This is a genomic window from Sphingomonas jaspsi DSM 18422, assembly GCF_000585415.1.
GTDB classification, from domain to species: domain Bacteria; phylum Pseudomonadota; class Alphaproteobacteria; order Sphingomonadales; family Sphingomonadaceae; genus Sphingomicrobium; species Sphingomicrobium jaspsi.
The window spans coordinates 2,253,479-2,272,227 of the sequence record NZ_KK073876.1; the positions used below are offsets into that span (position 1 = coordinate 2,253,479).

Here is an 18,749-nt window from a genome sequence, read left to right on the forward strand (position 1 = left end):
ATCCGCCACCGCCCGACAAGCGGCGGCCATCTATGTCGCGCGCACCCGCCCCACGAAGGGCCTGCGCGCCCGGAGAATTTTCAATGTCCATGCGCATGCTGATCGACGCGCGCCACCCGGAGGAAACCCGGGTCGCCGTCGCCAAGGGAACACGGATCGAGGAATTTGATTTCGAATCCTCGGAGCACAAACAGCTCAAAGGCAATATCTATCTCGCCAAGGTAACCCGTGTCGAACCGTCGCTTCAGGCGGCGTTCGTCGAATATGGCGGCAATCGTCACGGCTTCCTCGCCTTCAGCGAAATCCACCCGGATTATTACCAGATCCCCAAGGCCGATCGTGAGGCGCTGCTTCGCGAAGAGGCCGAACATGCGGCCGAGGAAGAACGGCTTCGCGCCGAGGCCGAGGACGCGGTCCTCGACCCGCATCACGACGACGACGGCACCGACGATCGCCCCGAAGAACCCGAAGGCGACGACGAGGACGGCGAAAACGGCAATGGTGGTGCGACCGAGGTCGGCACCGGCTCGTCGCGCTCGCCGGTCGACGAAAGCGCCGCCGAAGAGCTTCGCAAGAAGCGTCAGGCGCTGCGTCGCCGCTACAAGATCCAGGACGTCATCCAGCGCCGCCAGGTGCTGCTGGTCCAGGTCGTCAAGGAAGAGCGCGGCAACAAGGGCGCCGCGCTGACCACCTACCTGTCGCTGGCCGGGCGTTACTGCGTACTGATGCCCAACACGTCGCACGGCGGCGGGATCAGCCGCAAGATTTCCAACGGTGCCGACCGTAAGCGGCTGAAGTCGATCATCGGCGATCTTAACCTGCCGTCGACGATGGGCCTGATCGTCCGCACCGCGGGCCTCCAGCGCACCAAGACCGAGATCAAGCGCGATTTCGACTATCTTGCCCGCCTGTGGGACGAAATCCGCGAAAAGACGCTGGCGAGCGCCGCCCCGGCCCTAGTCTATCGCGACAGCGACCTGGTGAAGCGCGCCATCCGCGACCTCTATAACCGCGATATCGACGAAGTGATCGTGGAAGGCGAGGACGGCTACAAGGCCGCGCGCGGCTTTATGAAGCTGCTGATGCCCAGCCATGTGAAGCGCGTGACCCATTATGCCGACGCCACCCCGCTGTTCCAGCGGTTCGGGGTCGAGGACCAGTTGTCGGCCATGTACCAGCCGGTCGTCCAGTTGAAGAGCGGCGGCTACCTCGTCATCAACCCGACCGAGGCGTTGGTCAGCATCGACATCAACTCGGGTCGTTCGACCCGCGAGCATAATATCGAGCAGACCGCCTTCGCGACCAACATCGAAGCGGCGCATGAAATCGCCCGCCAGCTGCGTCTGCGCGACATGGCAGGCCTCGTCGTCATCGACTTCATCGACATGGAACAGAACAGCCATGTTCGGAAGGTCGAAAAAGCGATGAAGGAGGCGCTGAAGAACGACCGCGCCCGCATCCAGGTCGGCCGCATCTCCAGCTTTGGCCTGATGGAAATGAGCCGCCAGCGCCTGCGAACCGGCGTGCTCGAAGCGTCGACCAAGGCCTGCCCCCATTGCGAAGGCACCGGCCTGATGCGCACCGCATCCTCGTCGGGCCTCAGCGCGCTGCGCATCATCGAACAGGAAGCTGCGCGCGGTCGCGGCGATCGCATCACGCTGCGCGCCGGCCGCGAAGCTGCCATCTACGTCCTCAACAAAAAGCGCGGCGAACTCGCGGAGATCGAGGAAATGTACGGCGTGTCGGTCGAAATCCTGATCGACGAGGCGTTCGAAGGCGCCAAGATGAGCGTCGACAGCAGCGGCGGCCGTCCGGTTCCCAAGATTCGTCCGGCTATCGCTCCGATCGAGGAAGATGATGACATCGCCGACGTCGACGACGAAATCGAAGACGAAGACGAAGAGCAGGAAGACCAGCGCGAGCAGCGCGCCCCGCGCGGCGACCGTGCCGAGGGCGACGATGACCGCGGATCGAGGCGTCGGCGTCGGCGTCGGCGCGGCGGTCGCGGTCGCAACCGTCGCGATGAGGAAGGCACCGATCAGCGTGACGCGACTGATGCCGCCGATTCCGACGAAGGCAGTGATACTGCTACGGAGACTGGCGAGGCTGACGAATCCCGCGAGGACGGTGAAAAATCACGTTCCCGTCGCGGTCGTCGCGGTGGTCGCAACCGGCGTCGTGGCGAGGACCGCGCCGAGCAGGCGACCGACGCGGTAGACGCCGAGATCCCGGCTGGGCCGGTTGTGGAGGAAGCACCGGTCGAAGCCGCCCCTGCCGAGGAGGAAAAGCCCAAGGCCCGCCGCCGCCCCCGCGCCCGCAAGACCGCCGAGGAGGGCACCGAGCCTGCTGCGGCGGCACCGGTCGAAGAAGTGCCGGCACCTGCTGCGGATGCAGAGGAAAAGCCGAAGCGCCGGACCCGCGCGAAGAAGGCAGCGGCGACCGAAGAACCCGTTGTCGAGGCTGCGGCCCCGGAAACCGAGACGCCGGCGGCTGAAAAGCCGAAGGCCAAGACCCGGTCACGCGCCAAGAAGACTGAAACGGCTGTTTCCGCCCCCGCGGACGAATCGCCGGGTGCCGATCTTGCGACGGCTACGTCCGCGTCCGACGAGACCGCCGAAGCAGACGGCGGTGAGCCGCGTCGGGGTTGGTGGCAGCGGACCTTCGGTTAAGCGATGATGGCGGCGTGGCCAGCGACGGACACGCCGCCTTTCATCTGTCGTTCAGCCATTTGGTGGGACAGCGGGGCATGACCCGCCAATTGATGCGTGGCGCGCGCCTTGCTGCGGCCTTCCTTCTGCTGTTCGTGGCCATGGCAAGGCCAGCGATGGCCCAGTCGCTGTTGCGCGATAGCGAAACCGAACTGCTGTTTCGCGACGTCAGCAAGCCGCTGATCGAAGCCGCGGGCCTCGATCCCAACAGCGTCCGGGTCGTCCTGCTCAACGATCCCAGCATCAACGCCTTCGTGTCGCAGGGCCAGACGGTCTACATCCACAGCGGCCTCGTCGCCGCCGCCGACAACGTCAATCAGTTGCAGGCGGTGATCGCACACGAACTGGGCCACGTCGCCGGCGGCCATTCGATCCGCATCTACGAAGGCACCGGCCGCGCCACGGCGATTTCCATCCTCAGCCTGGTGCTCGGCGCGGCGGCGATGGCGGCCGGGGCGGGCGATGCCGGGGTCGGCATCATGCAGGCCGGCCAGCAGGCCGCGCTCGGCAGCCTCCTCGCCTTCAGCCGGGCGCAGGAATCAAGCGCCGACCTTGCCGGCGCATCCTATCTTTCGAAAGCCGGGATCACCGGTCGCGGCAGCCTGGAATTTTTCAAGAAGCTGCAGAACCAGGAATTCCGCCTCGCCGTCTATGCCAAGGACAGCTACGACCGCACCCACCCTTTGTCGTCGGAGCGTATTTCGACGCTGACCGAAATCTACAAGAAGGACCCGGCCTGGAACAAGCCGATCGACGCGGCGCTGGACACGCGTTTCCAGCGGGTGAAGGCCAAGCTGGTCGGCTATGTCACGCCCGACCAGGCCGTGCTGCGCTACCCTCAAACCGACCAGACCGTGCCGGCCCATTATGCGCGCGCCTATGCCTACCACCTCGGTGCCTATCCCGACAAAGCCAATGCCGAGGCGGATGCCTTGCTGAAGGTCGCGCCCGACGATCCCTTCTTCCTTGAGCTGAAGGGCCAGATCCTGCTCGAAGGCGGGCATCCGGCAGAGGCGATTGCGCCGCTGCGCAAGGCGGTGGCCCATGCGCCCGACCAGCCGATGATCGCGGTGATGCTGGGCCATGCCCTGATCGCGACCGAGGATCGATCCAATTTCGCCGAGGCCAAGAAGGTTTTGAAGGCCGCCGTCAACCGCGACAACGACAATCCGTTCGCCTGGCTGCAGCTTGGCATCGTCTACGACCGCGAAGGCGACGCGGCCCGCGCGGCGCTGGCCACCGCCGAGCGCAGCAACCTGGAAGGCAATGACAAGATCGCCCTCACCAGCGCGCGCATGGCAATGGCCGGGTTACCAGCCGGATCGCCGGACTTTATCCGCGCGCAAGATATCGCCATGGTGTCGGAAGAAGCCGTTAAAAAGGACAAGAAGCACCGTGACCGAGACGACAACCACTAAGCCGTCGTTCGCCCCCGCCCTGCTGTCGGGCATCGTCGGGGCGGTCCTGGGCGGCGCACTCGTTCTGGTGGCCGCACCGAAGCTGGTTGGCGAACGTATCGTCCGCAGCGCGCTGACCGACCATCCCGAACTGCTGATGGAAGGCGGCGAGGCGCTGCGATCGCAGCAGTTCGCCCAATCGCTGGCGCCCATCCGCGCGTCGCTCGAAAAGCCCTATTTTTCGAGCTGGAAGGGCAGTGCGCAGCCCAAGGTCGTGATGACCTATTTCTACGATTATGCCTGCGGTTACTGCCGGCAGAGCAACCCGGATATCGAACGGCTGCTGAAGGAAAACAGCGACCTGCGCGTCGTCTACCGCGAATGGCCGATCCTCAGCCAGGCCAGTGAATATGCCGCGCGCGTATCGCTGGAAGCGTCGAAGGCCGGTCGCTTCGCCCAATATCATGATGCGCTGTACGCCGCCGGCCAGCTGACCCCCGAAAATATCGCCGCCGCCGCCAAGGCTGCCGGTGTCGCGCCCATGCCGACCGCCGATCCCGGCGTCGATGCAGAAATCCGCGGCAACTACGCCATGGCCCAGCAGCTCGGCGCGACCGGCACGCCGCTGTTCGTCATCGGCAACCAGGTCCATAACGCCGCGATCGGTTACGACGGGCTCAAGAAAGCGGTCGAGGAAGCGCGCAAGCGCAGCTGATCAGCGCGCGGCTTGGGCGACCTAACCTTCGCTGCGGCCCTTGAAGCCCTGCGCGATCACATACCATTCGCTTGAATCCTTGCGGCTGGCGGGCGGCTTGGCGTGCTTGACGGTCGTGAAGTGGCGTTTGAGCTCGGCAACGAGATTGTTGTCCGCGCCCCCCGCCAGTACCTTGGCGACATAGGATCCACCCGGGCGCAGCACTTCGGTTGCGAACAGCATGCCTGCCTCGACCAGCGCCATCGTCCGCAGGTGATCGGTCTGCTGGTGGCCGACCGTGTTCGCCGCCATATCCGACATGACGAGATCGGCATGATCGAGGCCGAGCGCCGCGCGCAACCGGTCGGGCGCATCGTCGTCCATGAAGTCCATCTGCAGGATTTCGACGCCGTCGATCGGGTCGGTTGGCAACAGGTCGATTCCCGCGATCTTCGCCGACGGTGACTTGCGGCGTACCACCTGGCTCCACCCGCCCGGCGCGATGCCGAGATCGACGACCCCCTTCACGCCCTTGAGGAAGCCGTATTTCTCGTCGAGTTCGATCAGCTTGTAGGCCGCGCGGCTGCGATAGCCTTCGGCCTTTGCCTTCTTCACATAAGGATCGTTGAGCTGCCGTTCGAGCCAGCGGGTTGAGCTGACCTTGCGCCCCTTGGCGGTGCGCACGCGCTGGCGCGGGCCGCTCCCGCCGCTCACAGCTGGTACCCGTCGCGCGCCATCAGCGAGCGTAAAATGCCTTCGCGGATGCCGCGGTCGGCGATGCCCAGCGTTTCGGCGGGCCAGATGTCGAGGATCGCTTCCAGGATCGCGCAGCCCGCCACCACCATGTCGGCGCGATCCGCCCCGATGCACGGCAGGCGCGTCCGTTCGCCATAGTCCATCTCCGCAATCATCGTCGCGATCGAGCGCATGTCGTGGACCGGGACATGCAGGCCGTCGACCAGCCTGCGGTCGTAGGTCGGCAGCGCTAGGTGAACGCTCGCCAGGGTCGTCACCGTCCCGCTGGTGCCAAGCAGCCGGATGTTGTCGCGCTCGGGCGGCAGCATTTCGACGAACCGGGCGAAGCTGCGGAAGACTCGTTCGCGCATCCGGTGGTAGGCCGCGACCCGGTCCTTGCCCTCGATCGCGTCCTTGCCTTCGCTTTCGGTCAGCGACACCACGCCCCAGGGCGCCGACCACCAGGCGCGGATGCGCGGCGCGACCTCGCCCTGCTCGATCAGCACCAGTTCGGTCGATCCCCCGCCGATGTCGAAGATCAGCGCCGGTCCGTCGCCCGGCTCCAGCAGCTTGTGGCAGCCGAGAACCGCCAGCCGCGCTTCTTCCTGCGGCGAGATGATTTCCAAGGCGATGCCCGTCTCGCGGCGGACACGTTCGGCAAATTTGCGGCCATTCACCGCGCGGCGGCAGGCTTCGGTCGCAACCGACCGGGCCAACGTGACGTGCCGACGGCGCAACTTGTCCGCGCAGATGCCGAGCGCCTCAACCGCCCGGTCCATCGACCCTTCGCTGAGCTTGCCGCTGGTCGACAGGCCCTCGCCCAACCGGACGATACGGGAAAAGGCATCGATGACCGTGAACCCCCCGTCGGACGGGCGAGCGATGAGCAGGCGGCAATTGTTGGTGCCAAGATCGAGCGCGCCGTAAACGTCGCGAGGGCCATTCCGGCCGATGGGGGCCTTACCCCGGTCCGCGGGCCCTGACGACTTCTGGCCCGGGACATTGGCGACATCCTGCGCCATATCCCCAAATTCCATTCTATCCTTCACCGTCCGCGCCATAGCGAGCGGCTGACTTGGGTCGAACTTAGCCTGAATGGACCCGACGGCGCAACCTTGACCGATGGGAGCATAAAGCGACCGGCGGCGTTGACAGGGCACGCAGGGCTTTCTAATGGCCCACCCGTCCGATCGGTGCCCGATCGTCTAATGGTAAGACTACGGACTCTGACTCCGTCAATCGTGGTTCGAATCCACGTCGGGCATCCAATTTCCCAGATTTTGAACCTTTGCCGACGAAGCGAGTTGGCAAGTCGCGTCCGGTGCCGTTAAGCCGGACGGGTTCGCCTGTCGCGTCGCGCGGATCGGTACTTTTTCCGAAAGCTGGTGGGGTGGCATGGGCAAGCGGCCGATAATTCTGCTGATGGCGGGTGCGATGGGCTGGTCTACGCCCGCCCTTGCCGAACAGCCTGTGGCGATCAGCTGGTCCGCCGCCGACCTGCGTTTCACCAAATCGTCGGCCGAGGCGCGCGCGGCCGAGCACCAGGCCGCGGCGGCAGACCTCACCGCCCAATCGCTGGCCACACTGCGCCGCCCGAACATCGACCTGTCGGCGCAACTGGTCCGCTATCAAAAGACGCTGTCGGTCGACGTCAGCTCCTTGAAAGACCAGACGCAGGGCAATCTCGACGCCTATCTCGGCGGCCTGCCGGGCCAGTTTCCGGCAGATTTGCAGGGCATCGTCCAGCAGGTCACCGACCGGATCGAGCAGGCGCTGCCGGGCCTGCTGCTGCCGATCCCCGACACGCTGAAATATCAGGCGCGCGAAACGCTGTTCCGCCCGACGATCACGGCCTTCATGCCGCTATACACCGGCGGCGCGATCCCGGCGCTGCAGAAAGGTGCCGGTGCTGCCGCTGTGGCGGCGCGCGCCAAGGCCGATGCTGACGTCAATCTGGCCCGCGTAAATCTGGCCCGCGCCTATTTCGGACAAACGCTGGCCGAGGGGCTGGAACGCACCGCCGAATCCAGCCTGGCGGCGATGGACCGCCATCTGTTCAACGCCGACGCTTTCTATCGCAACGGCGTGCTGCCCAAGGCCCGCGTGCTGGAAGTCCAGGTCGCGCGCGATGCCGCCGCCCGCAACCTTGAGCGCGCGCGGATCGACCGGCAGCGGGCCGACGACGCGCTGCAACGCATCCTTGAAATGGATGCCCCGGTCGAAGCCGCGACGCCGATGTTCGTCCACAGCAAGCCCCTGCTTCCCGTCGCCGACTACGTTGCCAGCGCGACGGGCGGCAGCCCGCGCGTCAAGGAAGCGGAAGCGACCGCCAAGGTCGCCAAGGCGGGAGTCGGACTCACCCGTTCCAGGCTGTTGCCGCAGGCCTATGCCTTCGGCGAATATTCGCTCGACCGAAAATCCGCCGCGCCGACCGAACCGGACTGGATCGCGGGCATTGGCGTGCGCTGGACGCTGTTGTCGTCGGTCGACCGGCGCAAGGCGCTGGCGGCCGCGAAAGAGCGTGAAAACGCCGCCCGCGACGGCACCGAGGTCGCGAAAAAGCTGGTGGCGACCGAAGTCAGCGACGCCTGGGCCCTGGCCGAAACCGCGCGGCGCAGTTTCCTGTCGCTCGAAAGCTCGACCGCGGCCGCGCAGGAAAATCTGCGCGTGGCGGAAATTGCATTCCGCGAAGGCGAAGGCACCGCCGCTTCAGTGATCGACGCGCGCGCTGCCTTGACCGCGGTGGAAACCCAGCGCCTCGCCGCCGCGTACGAATATGACGTCGCACTGGCAGCGTTGATGGCGGCCAGCGGGCGGATGCAGGACTATGACGCAGCGGTGGCAACCGCGGACCGGAGGATCGGGGGATGAGCGAAGAGGTTGCGGCGGCTACGGGCCAACGGCGCTGGTTGTGGGTGGTGGTCGCCGCGGTGGCTGCCTTGCTGGCGGTCGGATTGTGGCTTTCCAGCCGCCCGTCGACCCCGCGGCTGCAGGGTGAGGTCGAGGCGCGCGAAGTCAACGTTGCCAGCCGTATTGCGGGCACCGCAGGCCAACCTACGGTCAAGGAAGGCGATCGCGTCGCCGCGGGCCAGCTGCTGCTGACCCTGACCGCCCCGGCGGTCGACGCGCTGCAGCAACAGACCAATGCCACGCTGGAAACGGCGCGGGCGATCGAACAGGCTGCCAACAGCGGCGTACGGCCGGAAGACATTGCCTCGCTCAGCGCAATCTCGAAGTCCGCCGATGCGCAGGCGCGGTTGGCTGCGGTGTCGGCCCGGCGCGCGGACAATCTCTATGCGGAAGGCGTGATCGCCGCGCAGCGGCGCGACGAGGCACGAGCGCTGGCGGCAAGCACCGCGGCGCAGGCGACGGCCGCGCGGCTGCAATATCAAAAAGCTGCCGCCGGCGCGCGCGACGAGACCCGGCGTGCGGCGGCTGCACAGGTGGAATTTGCCGGTGGCGGCACCAAGCTGAGCGCCGCAATGCAGGCCGACCGCGAGATACGTGCGCCGGTCGCGGGCGAAATCGCCAAGGCGCTGATCGAGCCGGGCGAAGTCGTCGCGCCCGCCATCCCCCTGTTCCAGATCGTCGACGTCGACCGTCCGTGGGTCCGCTTGTCGGTCGGCGAAAGCGACATGACGGCGCTGCGCCAGGGCAGCACCATCAATGGCAGCATCCCGGCGCTCGGCCTTGATGGCGTGCCGTTCATGGTGAAGAGCATCGCCGCGCAGGGCGAATATGCGACCCGCAAGGCAACCCGCCAATCGAGCGGCTTCGACGAGCGCAGCTTCGAACTGAAGCTGGAGCCGGCGCGACCCGTCAAGGGGCTGCGGCCCGGCATGAGCGTCCTGTTCGACCGCATCCGATGAGCGCATTTGGCCGGGCCCTGTCGGCCGAGATCGACCATCTCGCTCGCGACCGGTGGGACCAGGCACTGCTGGTTTTGATGCCGCTGATCCTGCTCGGCCTGATGGCGGCGATGCTGCTCAGCGGGGTTCCGCGCGACCTTCCCATCGCGATCGTCGGCGGCGGCGAAACGCCCCTCGCCCGACGCTTCGTCCAAGCCATCAACGATTCCTCCGCGGTCGCCGTCGTCGCCCGGTCGCCAAGCGAGGCCGCGGGGTTGTCCCTCGTGCGGCAGGGGCGGATCGTCGCTTTCGTCGAACTGCCTGACGACATTCGACCCAATAAGTCGGCGACGGTCCGGATCAGCTACAATGCGGCCTATCTGTCGACCGGCGGGATTGCCGAATCCGCCATTTCCAAAGCGCTGGGATCGGCCGCCGTCCAGGCCATCGCCGACGCTGGCGGGGTCGGCGGCGTGACCGCGCTTCGCCTGCCCGACGCTCCGGTCTCGATCTCGATCCTGGCCAATCCCGAAGCCAGCTTCGAATGGTACCTGCAGGCGCTCGTCGACCCGGCCGTGCTGCATTTGCTGATCGCCTGTGCGACTGCGATGGCGATGGGCCGGGCCCTGACCGGCAAGTCGCTGAGCGAATGGCGCGCGCAGACCGGCGGCGGGGTCGGTGCGCTGGCCGGGAAAATGGCACCTTATGTCGCGATCGGCACGGCATGGGGCGCTGCGTGGCTGATCTGGATCGCCGGCATTCGCGGCTGGCAACCGGTCGGCAGCCTTGCCCTCATCCTGTTCGGGCAGGCCGTATTGATGGCCGCGACGGCGGCGATTTCCGCCCTGCTGGTCATCGCTAGCCGCGAAACCAGCAATGCCCTCGCGGTCTGCGCGGTCTATGCGGGGTCAGCCCTTGCCTATTCGGGCGGCAGCCTGCCCGTCCAAGGCGGCTCGCTGTTCGCGCGCGGGTGGAGCGGGTTCCTGCCCTTCACCCATTATCTCGACCTGCAGATGGACCAATGGCTCGGCGCGCCCGTCCAAGTGGCGATCCGCCAATTGCTGATCCTGTCGGTTTACATCGTCATTCCGCTAGCGTTGAGCGCCCTGCTGATGCGCCGGGAGCGGGTCTCATGAACGGCTTCCTGACCGGATTTCGCGATGCGATGACCGAGGTCTTCACGACCCGCTCGCTGTTATCGACGATGGTCGTCGCCGTGCTTTTTTACGGCTTCTACTATCCCGCGCCCTACCGTCACCAAGGCGTGGTCGACATTCCCGTGGTGGTGGTCGACGATGAAGACAGCGCAGCCACCCGAACGCTCGTCCGGGCGCTCGACGACAGCCGCGAGGTCGCGGTGGTGGCCCGGCTTGCCGACACGGCCGCCGCCGAACAGGCGGTGCGCGATCGCCGCGCGGAAGGCATCGTCCATATCGACGATGGGCTGACGCGCCGACTGCTCACAGGCAGCGGAACCGGGGGCGTGGCGGTCACCGTCAACGGCTCCTACCTGCTGCGCGCACGCGGCATCGCGGTGGCGGTCCAGAAGGCGGTCGAAAATGTCGCCGACGACCAGCTTGGCCCGGCGCTCAAATCGCTCGCCGATCGCAACCTGCCGAAAATCGAGGTGCGGCCGCTGTTCAATCCTACCACCGGCTATGCCGACTATATCTTCCCGGCCGTGTCGGTGATCATCCTGCAGCAGACGCTGTTGTTCGGCGCGGCGATGCTCGCGGGTCGCCGGCGTGCGGACGGCAGATTGCAGCAGCGCTGGAGCTGCTATTCGGGCACGCTGGCCGCATTGGCGCTGATCGGCTGTTTCGCCAGCCTCTTCTACTTCGGTCTGGTGTTCTGGATCGAGGATATGCCGCGCGGCGGAAACGTTCCGGCGCTGTTCGTGGCGGTGCCCGTTTTTTCGGTCGCGGTCGCCGCGCTGGGGCTGCTGATCGGCAGTTTCCTCGATGAAGGGGACCGGGCGATGGAACTGCTGGTGCCGACGTCGGTCGTGCTGTTCTTCCTGACCGGAACCGCCTGGCCGACCCAGATGATGCCGGCATGGGTCCAGGTCGTCGCCACGCTGTCACCCGCCACGCACGGCGTGCCACTGTTCGTCGGCCTCAACCAGATGGGTGCCAGCCTGGCCGAAGTCGCCAAACCGCTGATGGGCCTCGCAGCGCTAGCCCTCGCCTACGGCGTAGCCGCAGGGTGGCGGCTGTCGCGCATGCCGCTTGCCTCGCCGCGTTCCGGGGCGCATCAGGGGGCGGCACCAACGATCGAAAGCGCGCCATGAAGGTCATCGGCAGTTTCGTCAGCCCCTATGTCCGCAAGGTGCTGGCGGTGATGGAATTGAAGGGCATCGACTATGAGGTCGATCCCATCACGCCCTTTTTCGGCAACGACGAATTCGAACGCCTGAGCCCGCTTCGCCGCATCCCCGTCCTGATCGACGGCGACCTCGTTCTTTCCGACAGCTCGGTGATCTGCGCCTATCTGGAGGACGTCCAGCCGAACCCCGCGACTCTCCCCGCCGATATCGCAGCGCGGGCACGCGCCCGGTGGTTCGAGGAATATGCCGACACGCGCCTCGGCGACGTCTTCATCTGGGGCCTGTTCTACCCTCGCTTCGTCCATCCGATGGTGTGGGGTGAACCGTGCGACCAGGCGCGGATCGACCATAGCCTCGCCGTCGAAATTCCCCGTGAGCTCGACTATCTCGAGCGCGAATTGCCGTCAGCCGGGTGGATCTGCGGCGATTACGGCCTCGCCGACATCGCGGTCGCCAGTTTCTTCCGCAACGCGGCCTATGCGGGCTTCACGGTCGATGCCGCGCGCTGGCCGACGGTGCACGCTTTCGTCGAAAGTGCGCTGGCCCATCCGGTGATGGAGAAGCTCGGCGGCTACGAAAAAATCCAGCTGTCGACCACGATTTCGGGTCGGCGGCAGGCCTTGATCGATGCGGGCGTCCGACTGACCGCGAACACGATGGCCCAGCGCACACCCGCGAAGGGCGTCATGAGGCTTTGATCACTGGACCGACTGGGTACCCGCGATCCAATGTTCGAACCGCGTCTTCAACGACCTCTTTGAGGGAATGAAACCCGGCTCGTCGTCGCCCGGCATATGGTCGGGCTGGTCGTAGAGCGTGAGGTTGAGCGGCATCTTCGGGCGGAGCGCCTCGCGGCCGCGCATGATGTCTTCCGCGGCCGCCAGGCTGCGGTGGATATCGTCGGCGGTGAACGGCTTCATCAGGCAGCCGAGCGCGAGGTCGGGCATCGGGAAGTCCGGCGCGCGGCCCGTGACGAAGAAGCAGGGGATGTCGAAATCGCCGAGGCGGACCGCCACCGAAAAGCCGGTCGTACCGCGCGACAGCTTGAGGTCAACCAGCGCGAGATCGGGCTTGTTGGTTTCGGCCGCCTCGACCGCGCCTTCCAGGTCTTCGACCGTCGCGACGACGCGGTAGCGCGGATTGTCTTCGACCAGATATTTCAGAGTCGTCGCCAGTTGGCTGTCGTCTTCGACGATCAGGATCTTCAACACGACAAAAGGCCTCCCCTCACCTCATGCGGATAATCCAACATTCGCAAAGGGATGCTGCGCCCAAAAGAAGTCGGCGCGAATCCCCCTTGAACGTGGTTAACGTTCAAGGGAGCGGCGACTGCGGTGAACGGAAGGAAATCAGGCGCGGTAAAAGATATGCGCGCCGATTTTCTCGACCTTGGTCAGGTTGCGGCGCCATTTCGGCGCGACATAGTCGGCGTGGTACCACATCACGTCCGACGGCAGCGCGGCCATAAGTTTCTTCGACGCGATCCGCGCGACCGCCTGCGCCCGGGCCCACGCTTCGCAATTGGGGTCGATGCGCGGGAAGCGGCCCGCGCGCACGAAACTGAACTGCGCCTTCTGCTTGACCACCCCGCACCAGCTGGTCGGATATTGGGCGCTGCTGGCGCGGTTCATCACCACATTGGCGACCGCCAGCTGGCCCTGAAGGCTTTCGCCCATCGCTTCGAAATAGACCGCGGTCGCAAGGCACTGTGCCTGCTCGTCCAGCGGATCGCCCTGCTTGTTGGCTTCGACCAGCTGGTCGAGCGTCGGTGCCGGTGCGCTCACCGCGTCGGCGACCGAATCCACGGTCTGGTTGACCGACGTCGCGACCGCGCGGACGATCGGCAGGTTGTTGGCCAGCGTCTGTCCCATCGCAGCGCTCGAGCCCAGGCCGACCACAAGGGCAACGGCAGCCAGCGACTTCGCGCCGGCACGCAACAAATTGTTCAATCTTCTCTCTAACCAAGGCGGCCGACCGACCGACAGGGGGAGGCGCCATCAATGGCGCCTGCACCGTCTGCGGCAGAGTACGTCCGTCTAGCCCCGGGATCGGGCCATCCCACCTCCTGGAACGCTCGTCGATCCGCTCGCTCGTTTAAATTGCTGCGGTGCACATAAAAGGGACTGACAATCGTGCAAGTAAAGCAGGGACGAACCGAACCCATCGCGGGACGAACGACGGGAACCGATTGATTTTCCGCAATATTGGCCGCCCTTCACCACGTGCTTGAGCTAATTGCCGCGCTGCGCCATATCGCCACTTCGCAACGCAAAAGGGATGATCGATGGCCTATTGGCTGATGCGCTCCGAGCCAGACGTTTATGGCTGGAACGACCTGGTGAAGGACGGCGGGACCGAATGGGACGGGGTGCGCAACTATACCGCGCGCAATTTCCTGAAAGAGATGAAGGCCGGAGACCTCGCCTTCTTCTACCACTCGAACACCGAAAAGGCGGCGGTCGGGGTGATGGAAGTGGTGCGGGAATGGCAACCCGACGGCGAACCCAACGCCAAGGGCGAGCGCATCTGGGCCAGCGTCCGCGTCGAACCGCGCGACCCGCTGGCGAAGCCGGTGACGCTGGAAGCGATCAAGGCCGAACCACGTCTCGAAAAGCTGGAAATGCTGCGCCAGTCGCGGCTCAGCGTGACGCCGGTGCGTTCCGACGAGTGGGCGGTGATCCTCGACATGGCGGGACGTTGACCGCAGCCGTTTAACTTCACTATCGGCTCACGAAATGCGCCTTTTTCGGCCGTTTGCGTGAACTTAGTCCACGCGCAGCCTGTCCGGAGGATAGGCGAGCATGGACACCGCGACTTTTCACGGTCGTGACGTCGATCGCGCGAGCGACATCGGGAAAGTTCGACGGGTTCAAAGGAGCCGTCGATGACGGTGACACAAGATCAGCGCTGTAGGACAGCGAAAAGCGGACAGTCCGCTATGGGTGGAAATCGGACATTAGCAAATGCCCACATGCAGCCCGGCGGGTTACATGCCTCCGGCTAGACCTATGAGCAGAAGTCCGAACATCGAAAGAGAACCTGCTAGGGCAGGTATCCCCAATAGACCCTTAGCGGGTAAGGCGCTTTGGAAGTCGGCCTTTGCCTTTAGAAAACAGTAGACGACGTTCCACGCAAGCAAGAGCCAAGCAACTATCAGAAGGGCTGTCATAGCCCGATGCTACGGGCGCTATCGAATGGCCGCAATGGGTCGTTTGCCGACGTTGATCTCGGCTTACCGTCCAGTGGGAATGTCCAAAAGGGGCGGCCCACCAAGTCCTGATCAGCCTTAGCGCCGCGGCGGGCCCTTGCGGGGGCCTTTGCGGATCGGCGGGCGGTTCTTCATCGGGTGGGGGCGCGGGCCGCGGGGGCGATCGCCGCCCTGGTCGGCGGGCGGCGGGCCGTCGGTCTGGTCGATCATCAGGCCTTCGTCCTCAGGCGCGATGACGGCCTTGCTGAGCGCTTTCCTGAACGCCGGGACCGAGCGCGCCGCGACTTCGAAATAGCTTTCGCTCGCCGCGATGCGGATGGCGCCGATGTCCTGGCGCGTCAGGTGGCCGTAGCGGCAGATCAGCGGCAGCAGCCAGCGCGCTTCGGCGCGGTGGCGGCGGCCGGCGTTGATGCGGAACCAGGTCGACCCTTCGAAGCCCGGACGCGGACCGGCGTCGCGCTGCGGCGCGTCGCGGCCACCGCTGACCAGGATGTCTTCGGGCGCGGGCAGGTCGGTCTTCAAGGTGCGGACGAGCGCGGCGGCGATTTCCGCCGGGGTCAGCGTCGCCATCAGCTGGTCGGCGAAGGCGCGATCGTCATCGTCCATCTCGACCGGCTGGGTCAGCTGTTCGAGCAGGCGGGCGCGGTCGCGGCTGCGGATTTCCTCGGGCAGCGGCGGGTCGATCCATTCGGGCGTGATCTTGGCCTGGCGCAGCAGCGCTTCGACATTGCGACGACGGCGGAACGGCACCAGCAGGACGGCGGTGCCCTTGCGGCCCGCGCGGCCGGTGCGGCCCGAGCGGTGCTGCAGCGCTTCCGGATCGCGCGGCAGTTCGACGTGGATGACGAGGCCGACCGAGGGAAGGTCGATGCCGCGCGCAGCGACGTCGGTGGCGACGCAGACGCGGGCACGACCGTCGCGGAGCGCCTGCAGCGCATTGTTGCGTTCCGACTGGCTATGTTCGCCCGACAGCGCGACGACCTGGAAGCCGCGCTCGTTAAGCAGCGCGTGAAGGCGGCGGACCGCGTCGCGGGTGGCGCAGAACAGGATCGCGGTTTCGGCTTCGTGGAAGCGCAGCAGGTTGACGACCGCATGTTCGATGTCGGTCGGGTTCACGCTCACGCATTGGTAGGCGATGTCGGCGTGGCTTTCGCCCTGCGCGATGGTTTCGATGCGCAGCGAATCCTTCTGGTAGCGCTTGGCCAGCGCCTGGATCGGGCGCGGCATGGTCGCCGAGAACAGCAAGGTGCGGCGGCCTTCCGGCGTCGCATCGAGGATTTCCTCCAGCTCTTCGCGGAAGCCCATGTCGAGCATCTCGTCGGCTTCATCGAGCACAACCACGCGCAGCTCGCTAAGATCGAGCGCGCCGCGCTCAAGATGGTCGCGCAGGCGCCCCGGGGTGCCGACGACGATATGCGCCCCGCCCTGCAGCGCGCGGCGTTCCTTCATCGGGTCCATGCCGCCGACGCAGGTGACGATGCGCGCGCCGGCCTTGGCGTAAAGCCATTGCAGTTCCTTGCCGACCTGCAGCGCCAGTTCTCGCGTCGGGGCGATGACCAGGCCCAGCGGCAGATGGCTCCACGGCACCCGCTCGCCCTCGATCAGCTGGCCCGCCATGGCGAGGCCGAAGGCGACCGTCTTGCCCGACCCGGTCTTGGCCGACACGACGAGATCACGGCCGTGCGCCTCTTCCTCGACCACCGCCGACTGGACGGTGGTGAGCGTGTCATAGCCGCGCTCGTCGAGGGCGGCGGCAAGGGTCGGGTGGACGTTGGGGTTGGTCATAAAATTCATTTCTTCAAATGGCGTTGCCGCCACGGGGAGTAAATCCCCGTGACGTCGATCGGTTCTCGTTTCACTCGGCCGTCGTCCGGCCTTGCGCGTCTCTTCGCGCTGCTCCGGCGGCCCTTCGTGCCGGCGTCGCTACGCTCGGCGCGCTACGGCTTACGCGTTCTCGAGCTTGCGCGATTCCCGCTTACGCTCGTGCGGATCAAGGTGACGCTTGCGCAGGCGAACGACCTTCGGGGTCACTTCGACAAGCTCGTCGTCCTGAATATAAGCGATGGCCTGTTCCAGGCTCATCTTGCGCGGCGGGGTCAGGCGAATGCCTTCGTCCTTGCCCGACGCGCGGAAGTTGGTCAGCTGCTTGGACTTGAGCGGATTGACCTCAAGATCCTGCGGCTTGGCATTTTCGCCGATGATCATGCCCTGGTAGAGCATGTCGCCGGGCGAGATGAACAGCACGCCGCGATCTTCCAGCGCGTTGAGCGCATAGGCGACCGCCGCGCCCTGCTCCATCGAGATCAGCGCGCCATTCTGGCGACCGTCGATCTTGCCCTTGTGCGGACCGTATTTTTCGAACAGCCGGTTCATGATGCCGGTGCCGCGAGTGTCCGACAGGAATTCGCCGTGATAGCCGATCAGGCCGCGCGACGGGGCGCTGAAGGTCAGGCGGGTCTTGCCGCCGCCCGACGGGCGCATGTCGGTCATTTCCGCCTTGCGCATCGCCATCTTGTCGATGACCGTGCCCGAAAATTCGTCATCGACGTCGACGACGACGGTTTCATAGGGCTCTTCGCGGCCGTCGGGACCGTCGCGGAACAGCACGCGCGGACGCGAGATGCCGAGTTCGAACCCTTCGCGGCGCAGCGTTTCGATAAGCACGCCAAGCTGGAGTTCACCGCGACCGGCGACTTCGAACGCTTCGCCGCCGGCGGTTTCGCTGACGCGGATCGCGACATTGCCTTCGGCTTCACGCTCCAGGCGTTCGCGGATCACGCGGCTCTGCACCTTGTCGCCGTCCTTGCCGGCGAAGGGCGAATCGTTGACCGCGAAGGTCATCGACAGCGTCGGCGGGTCGATTTCGCGGGCGTGGAGCGGTTCGCTGATCTGCGGGGTGCCGATGGTGTTCGACACGGTCGCCTTTATCAGGCCGGCGATGGCGACGATGTCACCCGCCTTGGCCGACTGCACCGGCACGCGCTCAAGGCCTTCGAACGCGAACAGCTTCGACACGCGGCCGTCTTCGACGACCTTGCCGTTGACGTCCATCGCGCGGATGGGATCGTTGACGTTGAGCGTGCCGCTTTCGATGCGGCCGGTCAGGATACGGCCGAGGAAGTTGTCGCGATCGAGCAAAGTCGCCAGCATCTTGAACTCGGCTTCGGTGTCGAGGCCGGGATCGGGCACATGGCCGACGATGGTTTCGAACAGCGGGGTGAGGTCGCCGTCGCGGACCGTGTCTTCCTTGCCGGCATAGCCCGCGCGGCCCGAGGCGTAGAGCACCGGGAAATCGAGCTGGTCGTCGTTGGCGTCGAGGTTGAGGAACAGTTCGAACACTTCGTCCAGCACTTCGGCCGGGCGCGCGTCGGGGCGGTCGATCTTGTTGACGACGACGATCGGACGCAGGCCGAGGCCAAGCGCCTTACCGGTCACGAACTTGGTCTGCGGCATCGGGCCTTCGGCGGCGTCGACCAGCAGGATGACGCCGTCGACCATGCTGAGGATGCGCTCCACCTCCGCGCCGAAGTCGGCGTGGCCGGGGGTATCCACGATGTTGATGTGCGTGCCGTTCCATTCGACGCTGGTGCACTTTGCGAGAATCGTGATCCCGCGTTCCTTTTCGAGATCGTTCGAATCCATCGCGCGTTCTTCGACGCGCTGGTTTTCGCGGAAGGTGCCCGATTGGCGGAAAAGCTGGTCGACGAGCGTGGTTTTGCCATGATCGACGTGCGCGATGATCGCGACGTTACGCAGGTTCATTATCGATGTCCGTGAATTAGAGTTGGCGCGCCCCTACAGCAAAGCGCGCGATGCTGCAATGCAGCGACGGC

15 protein-coding genes and 1 tRNA gene are annotated in these 18,749 nt (G+C 65.7%); 10 read left to right on the plus strand and 6 right to left on the minus strand.

Annotated features, from left to right (window positions below; translation table 11 throughout):
• The first annotated feature begins 83 nt into the window (after positions 1-83).
• The 3 genes from G570_RS11440 (at position 84) to G570_RS11450 (ending at position 4,820) form a co-directional block, all read left to right on the plus strand.
• Positions 84-2,669 carry an Rne/Rng family ribonuclease gene (locus G570_RS11440; RefSeq protein WP_037502446.1) on the plus strand — a complete coding sequence of 862 codons (2,586 nt, stop codon included), beginning with the start codon at positions 84-86 and terminating at the stop codon, positions 2,667-2,669.
• 77 nt (positions 2,670-2,746) lie between these two features.
• The gene (locus G570_RS11445) at positions 2,747-4,126 is read left to right on the plus strand and encodes a M48 family metalloprotease (RefSeq protein WP_156930437.1); all 1,380 of its coding nucleotides are present in this window, start codon (positions 2,747-2,749) and stop codon (positions 4,124-4,126) included.
• Positions 4,104-4,820, plus strand: coding sequence for a DsbA family protein (locus tag G570_RS11450; RefSeq protein ID WP_037502449.1), 717 nt, complete (start codon positions 4,104-4,106; stop codon positions 4,818-4,820). Before G570_RS11445 ends, G570_RS11450 begins: the two co-directional genes overlap by 23 nt.
• A 21-nt stretch (positions 4,821-4,841) precedes the next feature.
• On the opposite strand, the gene G570_RS11455 is transcribed toward G570_RS11450, so the two are convergent.
• Complete coding sequence (locus tag G570_RS11455; protein ID WP_037502452.1) at positions 4,842-5,513, minus strand: RlmE family RNA methyltransferase; 672 nt, start codon at positions 5,511-5,513, stop codon at positions 4,842-4,844.
• Positions 5,510-6,556, minus strand: a complete 1,047-nt coding sequence (locus tag G570_RS11460; RefSeq protein WP_037502454.1) for a Ppx/GppA phosphatase family protein — start codon at positions 6,554-6,556, stop codon at positions 5,510-5,512. The genes G570_RS11455 and G570_RS11460 overlap by 4 nt, the downstream gene beginning before the upstream one ends.
• A 172-nt stretch (positions 6,557-6,728) precedes the next feature.
• Here G570_RS11460 and G570_RS11465 point away from each other — a divergent pair.
• The 6 genes from G570_RS11465 to G570_RS11490 all read left to right on the plus strand — a co-directional run bounded on the left by G570_RS11465 (position 6,729) and on the right by G570_RS11490 (position 12,406).
• Positions 6,729-6,802: transfer RNA gene (locus tag G570_RS11465), tRNA-Gln, on the plus strand.
• A 127-nt stretch (positions 6,803-6,929) separates the two neighbouring features.
• Entirely contained in the window at positions 6,930-8,405 is a 1,476-nt protein-coding gene (locus G570_RS11470; protein WP_037502457.1) for a TolC family protein, read from the plus strand.
• Positions 8,402-9,403: an HlyD family secretion protein gene (locus G570_RS11475; RefSeq protein ID WP_037502459.1), complete on the plus strand. Its 1,002-nt coding sequence runs from the start codon at positions 8,402-8,404 to the stop codon at positions 9,401-9,403. The genes G570_RS11470 and G570_RS11475 overlap by 4 nt, the downstream gene beginning before the upstream one ends.
• Positions 9,400-10,518, plus strand: coding sequence for an ABC transporter permease (locus G570_RS11480; RefSeq protein WP_037502463.1), 1,119 nt, complete (start codon positions 9,400-9,402; stop codon positions 10,516-10,518). Before G570_RS11475 ends, G570_RS11480 begins: the two co-directional genes overlap by 4 nt.
• Entirely contained in the window at positions 10,515-11,672 is a 1,158-nt protein-coding gene (locus tag G570_RS11485; RefSeq protein WP_051504382.1) for an ABC transporter permease, read from the plus strand. The genes G570_RS11480 and G570_RS11485 overlap by 4 nt, the downstream gene beginning before the upstream one ends.
• Positions 11,669-12,406 carry a glutathione S-transferase family protein gene (locus tag G570_RS11490; RefSeq protein WP_037502465.1) on the plus strand — a complete coding sequence of 246 codons (738 nt, stop codon included), beginning with the start codon at positions 11,669-11,671 and terminating at the stop codon, positions 12,404-12,406. The genes G570_RS11485 and G570_RS11490 overlap by 4 nt, the downstream gene beginning before the upstream one ends.
• Here the strand turns inward: G570_RS11490 and G570_RS11495 are convergent, their stop codons facing one another.
• Positions 12,407-12,919 carry a response regulator gene (locus G570_RS11495; protein WP_084607687.1) on the minus strand — a complete coding sequence of 171 codons (513 nt, stop codon included), beginning with the start codon at positions 12,917-12,919 and terminating at the stop codon, positions 12,407-12,409. It abuts the gene before it with no gap.
• A gap of 138 nt (positions 12,920-13,057) precedes the next feature.
• Complete coding sequence (locus G570_RS11500; RefSeq protein WP_051504384.1) at positions 13,058-13,657, minus strand: cell wall hydrolase; 600 nt, start codon at positions 13,655-13,657, stop codon at positions 13,058-13,060.
• Positions 13,658-13,992: 335 nt separating this feature from the next.
• On the opposite strand from G570_RS11500, the gene G570_RS11505 reads away from it, so the two are divergent.
• The gene (locus G570_RS11505) at positions 13,993-14,409 is read left to right on the plus strand and encodes an EVE domain-containing protein (RefSeq protein WP_037502470.1); all 417 of its coding nucleotides are present in this window, start codon (positions 13,993-13,995) and stop codon (positions 14,407-14,409) included.
• A 585-nt stretch (positions 14,410-14,994) separates the two neighbouring features.
• Here the strand turns inward: G570_RS11505 and G570_RS11515 are convergent.
• Both G570_RS11515 and typA read right to left on the minus strand, forming a co-directional pair.
• Positions 14,995-16,701: a DEAD/DEAH box helicase gene (locus G570_RS11515; protein WP_037504150.1), complete on the minus strand. Its 1,707-nt coding sequence runs from the start codon at positions 16,699-16,701 to the stop codon at positions 14,995-14,997.
• Positions 16,702-16,860: 159 nt separating this feature from the next.
• A complete protein-coding gene (gene typA, locus G570_RS11520; RefSeq protein ID WP_037502475.1) occupies positions 16,861-18,678 on the minus strand; it encodes a translational GTPase TypA in 1,818 nt (605 codons plus the stop codon).
• Positions 18,679-18,749 lie beyond the last annotated feature (71 nt).

Bases quoted from the DNA above. Each gene is read 5' to 3' on its own strand.
- G570_RS11470 (WP_037502457.1), top strand. From the start codon at position 6,930: ATGGGCAAGCGGCCGATAATTCTGCTGATGGCGGGTGCGATGGGCTGG.
- typA (WP_037502475.1), bottom strand. From the start codon at position 18,678: ATGAACCTGCGTAACGTCGCGATCATCGCGCACGTCGATCATGGCAAA.
- G570_RS11480 (WP_037502463.1), top strand. From the start codon at position 9,400: ATGAGCGCATTTGGCCGGGCCCTGTCGGCCGAGATCGACCATCTCGCT.
- G570_RS11460 (WP_037502454.1), bottom strand. From the start codon at position 6,556: ATGGCGCAGGATGTCGCCAATGTCCCGGGCCAGAAGTCGTCAGGGCCC.
- G570_RS11440 (WP_037502446.1), top strand. From the start codon at position 84: ATGTCCATGCGCATGCTGATCGACGCGCGCCACCCGGAGGAAACCCGG.
- G570_RS11485 (WP_051504382.1), top strand. From the start codon at position 10,515: ATGAACGGCTTCCTGACCGGATTTCGCGATGCGATGACCGAGGTCTTC.
- G570_RS11505 (WP_037502470.1), top strand. From the start codon at position 13,993: ATGGCCTATTGGCTGATGCGCTCCGAGCCAGACGTTTATGGCTGGAAC.
- G570_RS11490 (WP_037502465.1), top strand. From the start codon at position 11,669: ATGAAGGTCATCGGCAGTTTCGTCAGCCCCTATGTCCGCAAGGTGCTG.
- G570_RS11475 (WP_037502459.1), top strand. From the start codon at position 8,402: ATGAGCGAAGAGGTTGCGGCGGCTACGGGCCAACGGCGCTGGTTGTGG.
- G570_RS11445 (WP_156930437.1), top strand. From the start codon at position 2,747: ATGACCCGCCAATTGATGCGTGGCGCGCGCCTTGCTGCGGCCTTCCTT.
- G570_RS11515 (WP_037504150.1), bottom strand. From the start codon at position 16,701: ATGACCAACCCCAACGTCCACCCGACCCTTGCCGCCGCCCTCGACGAG.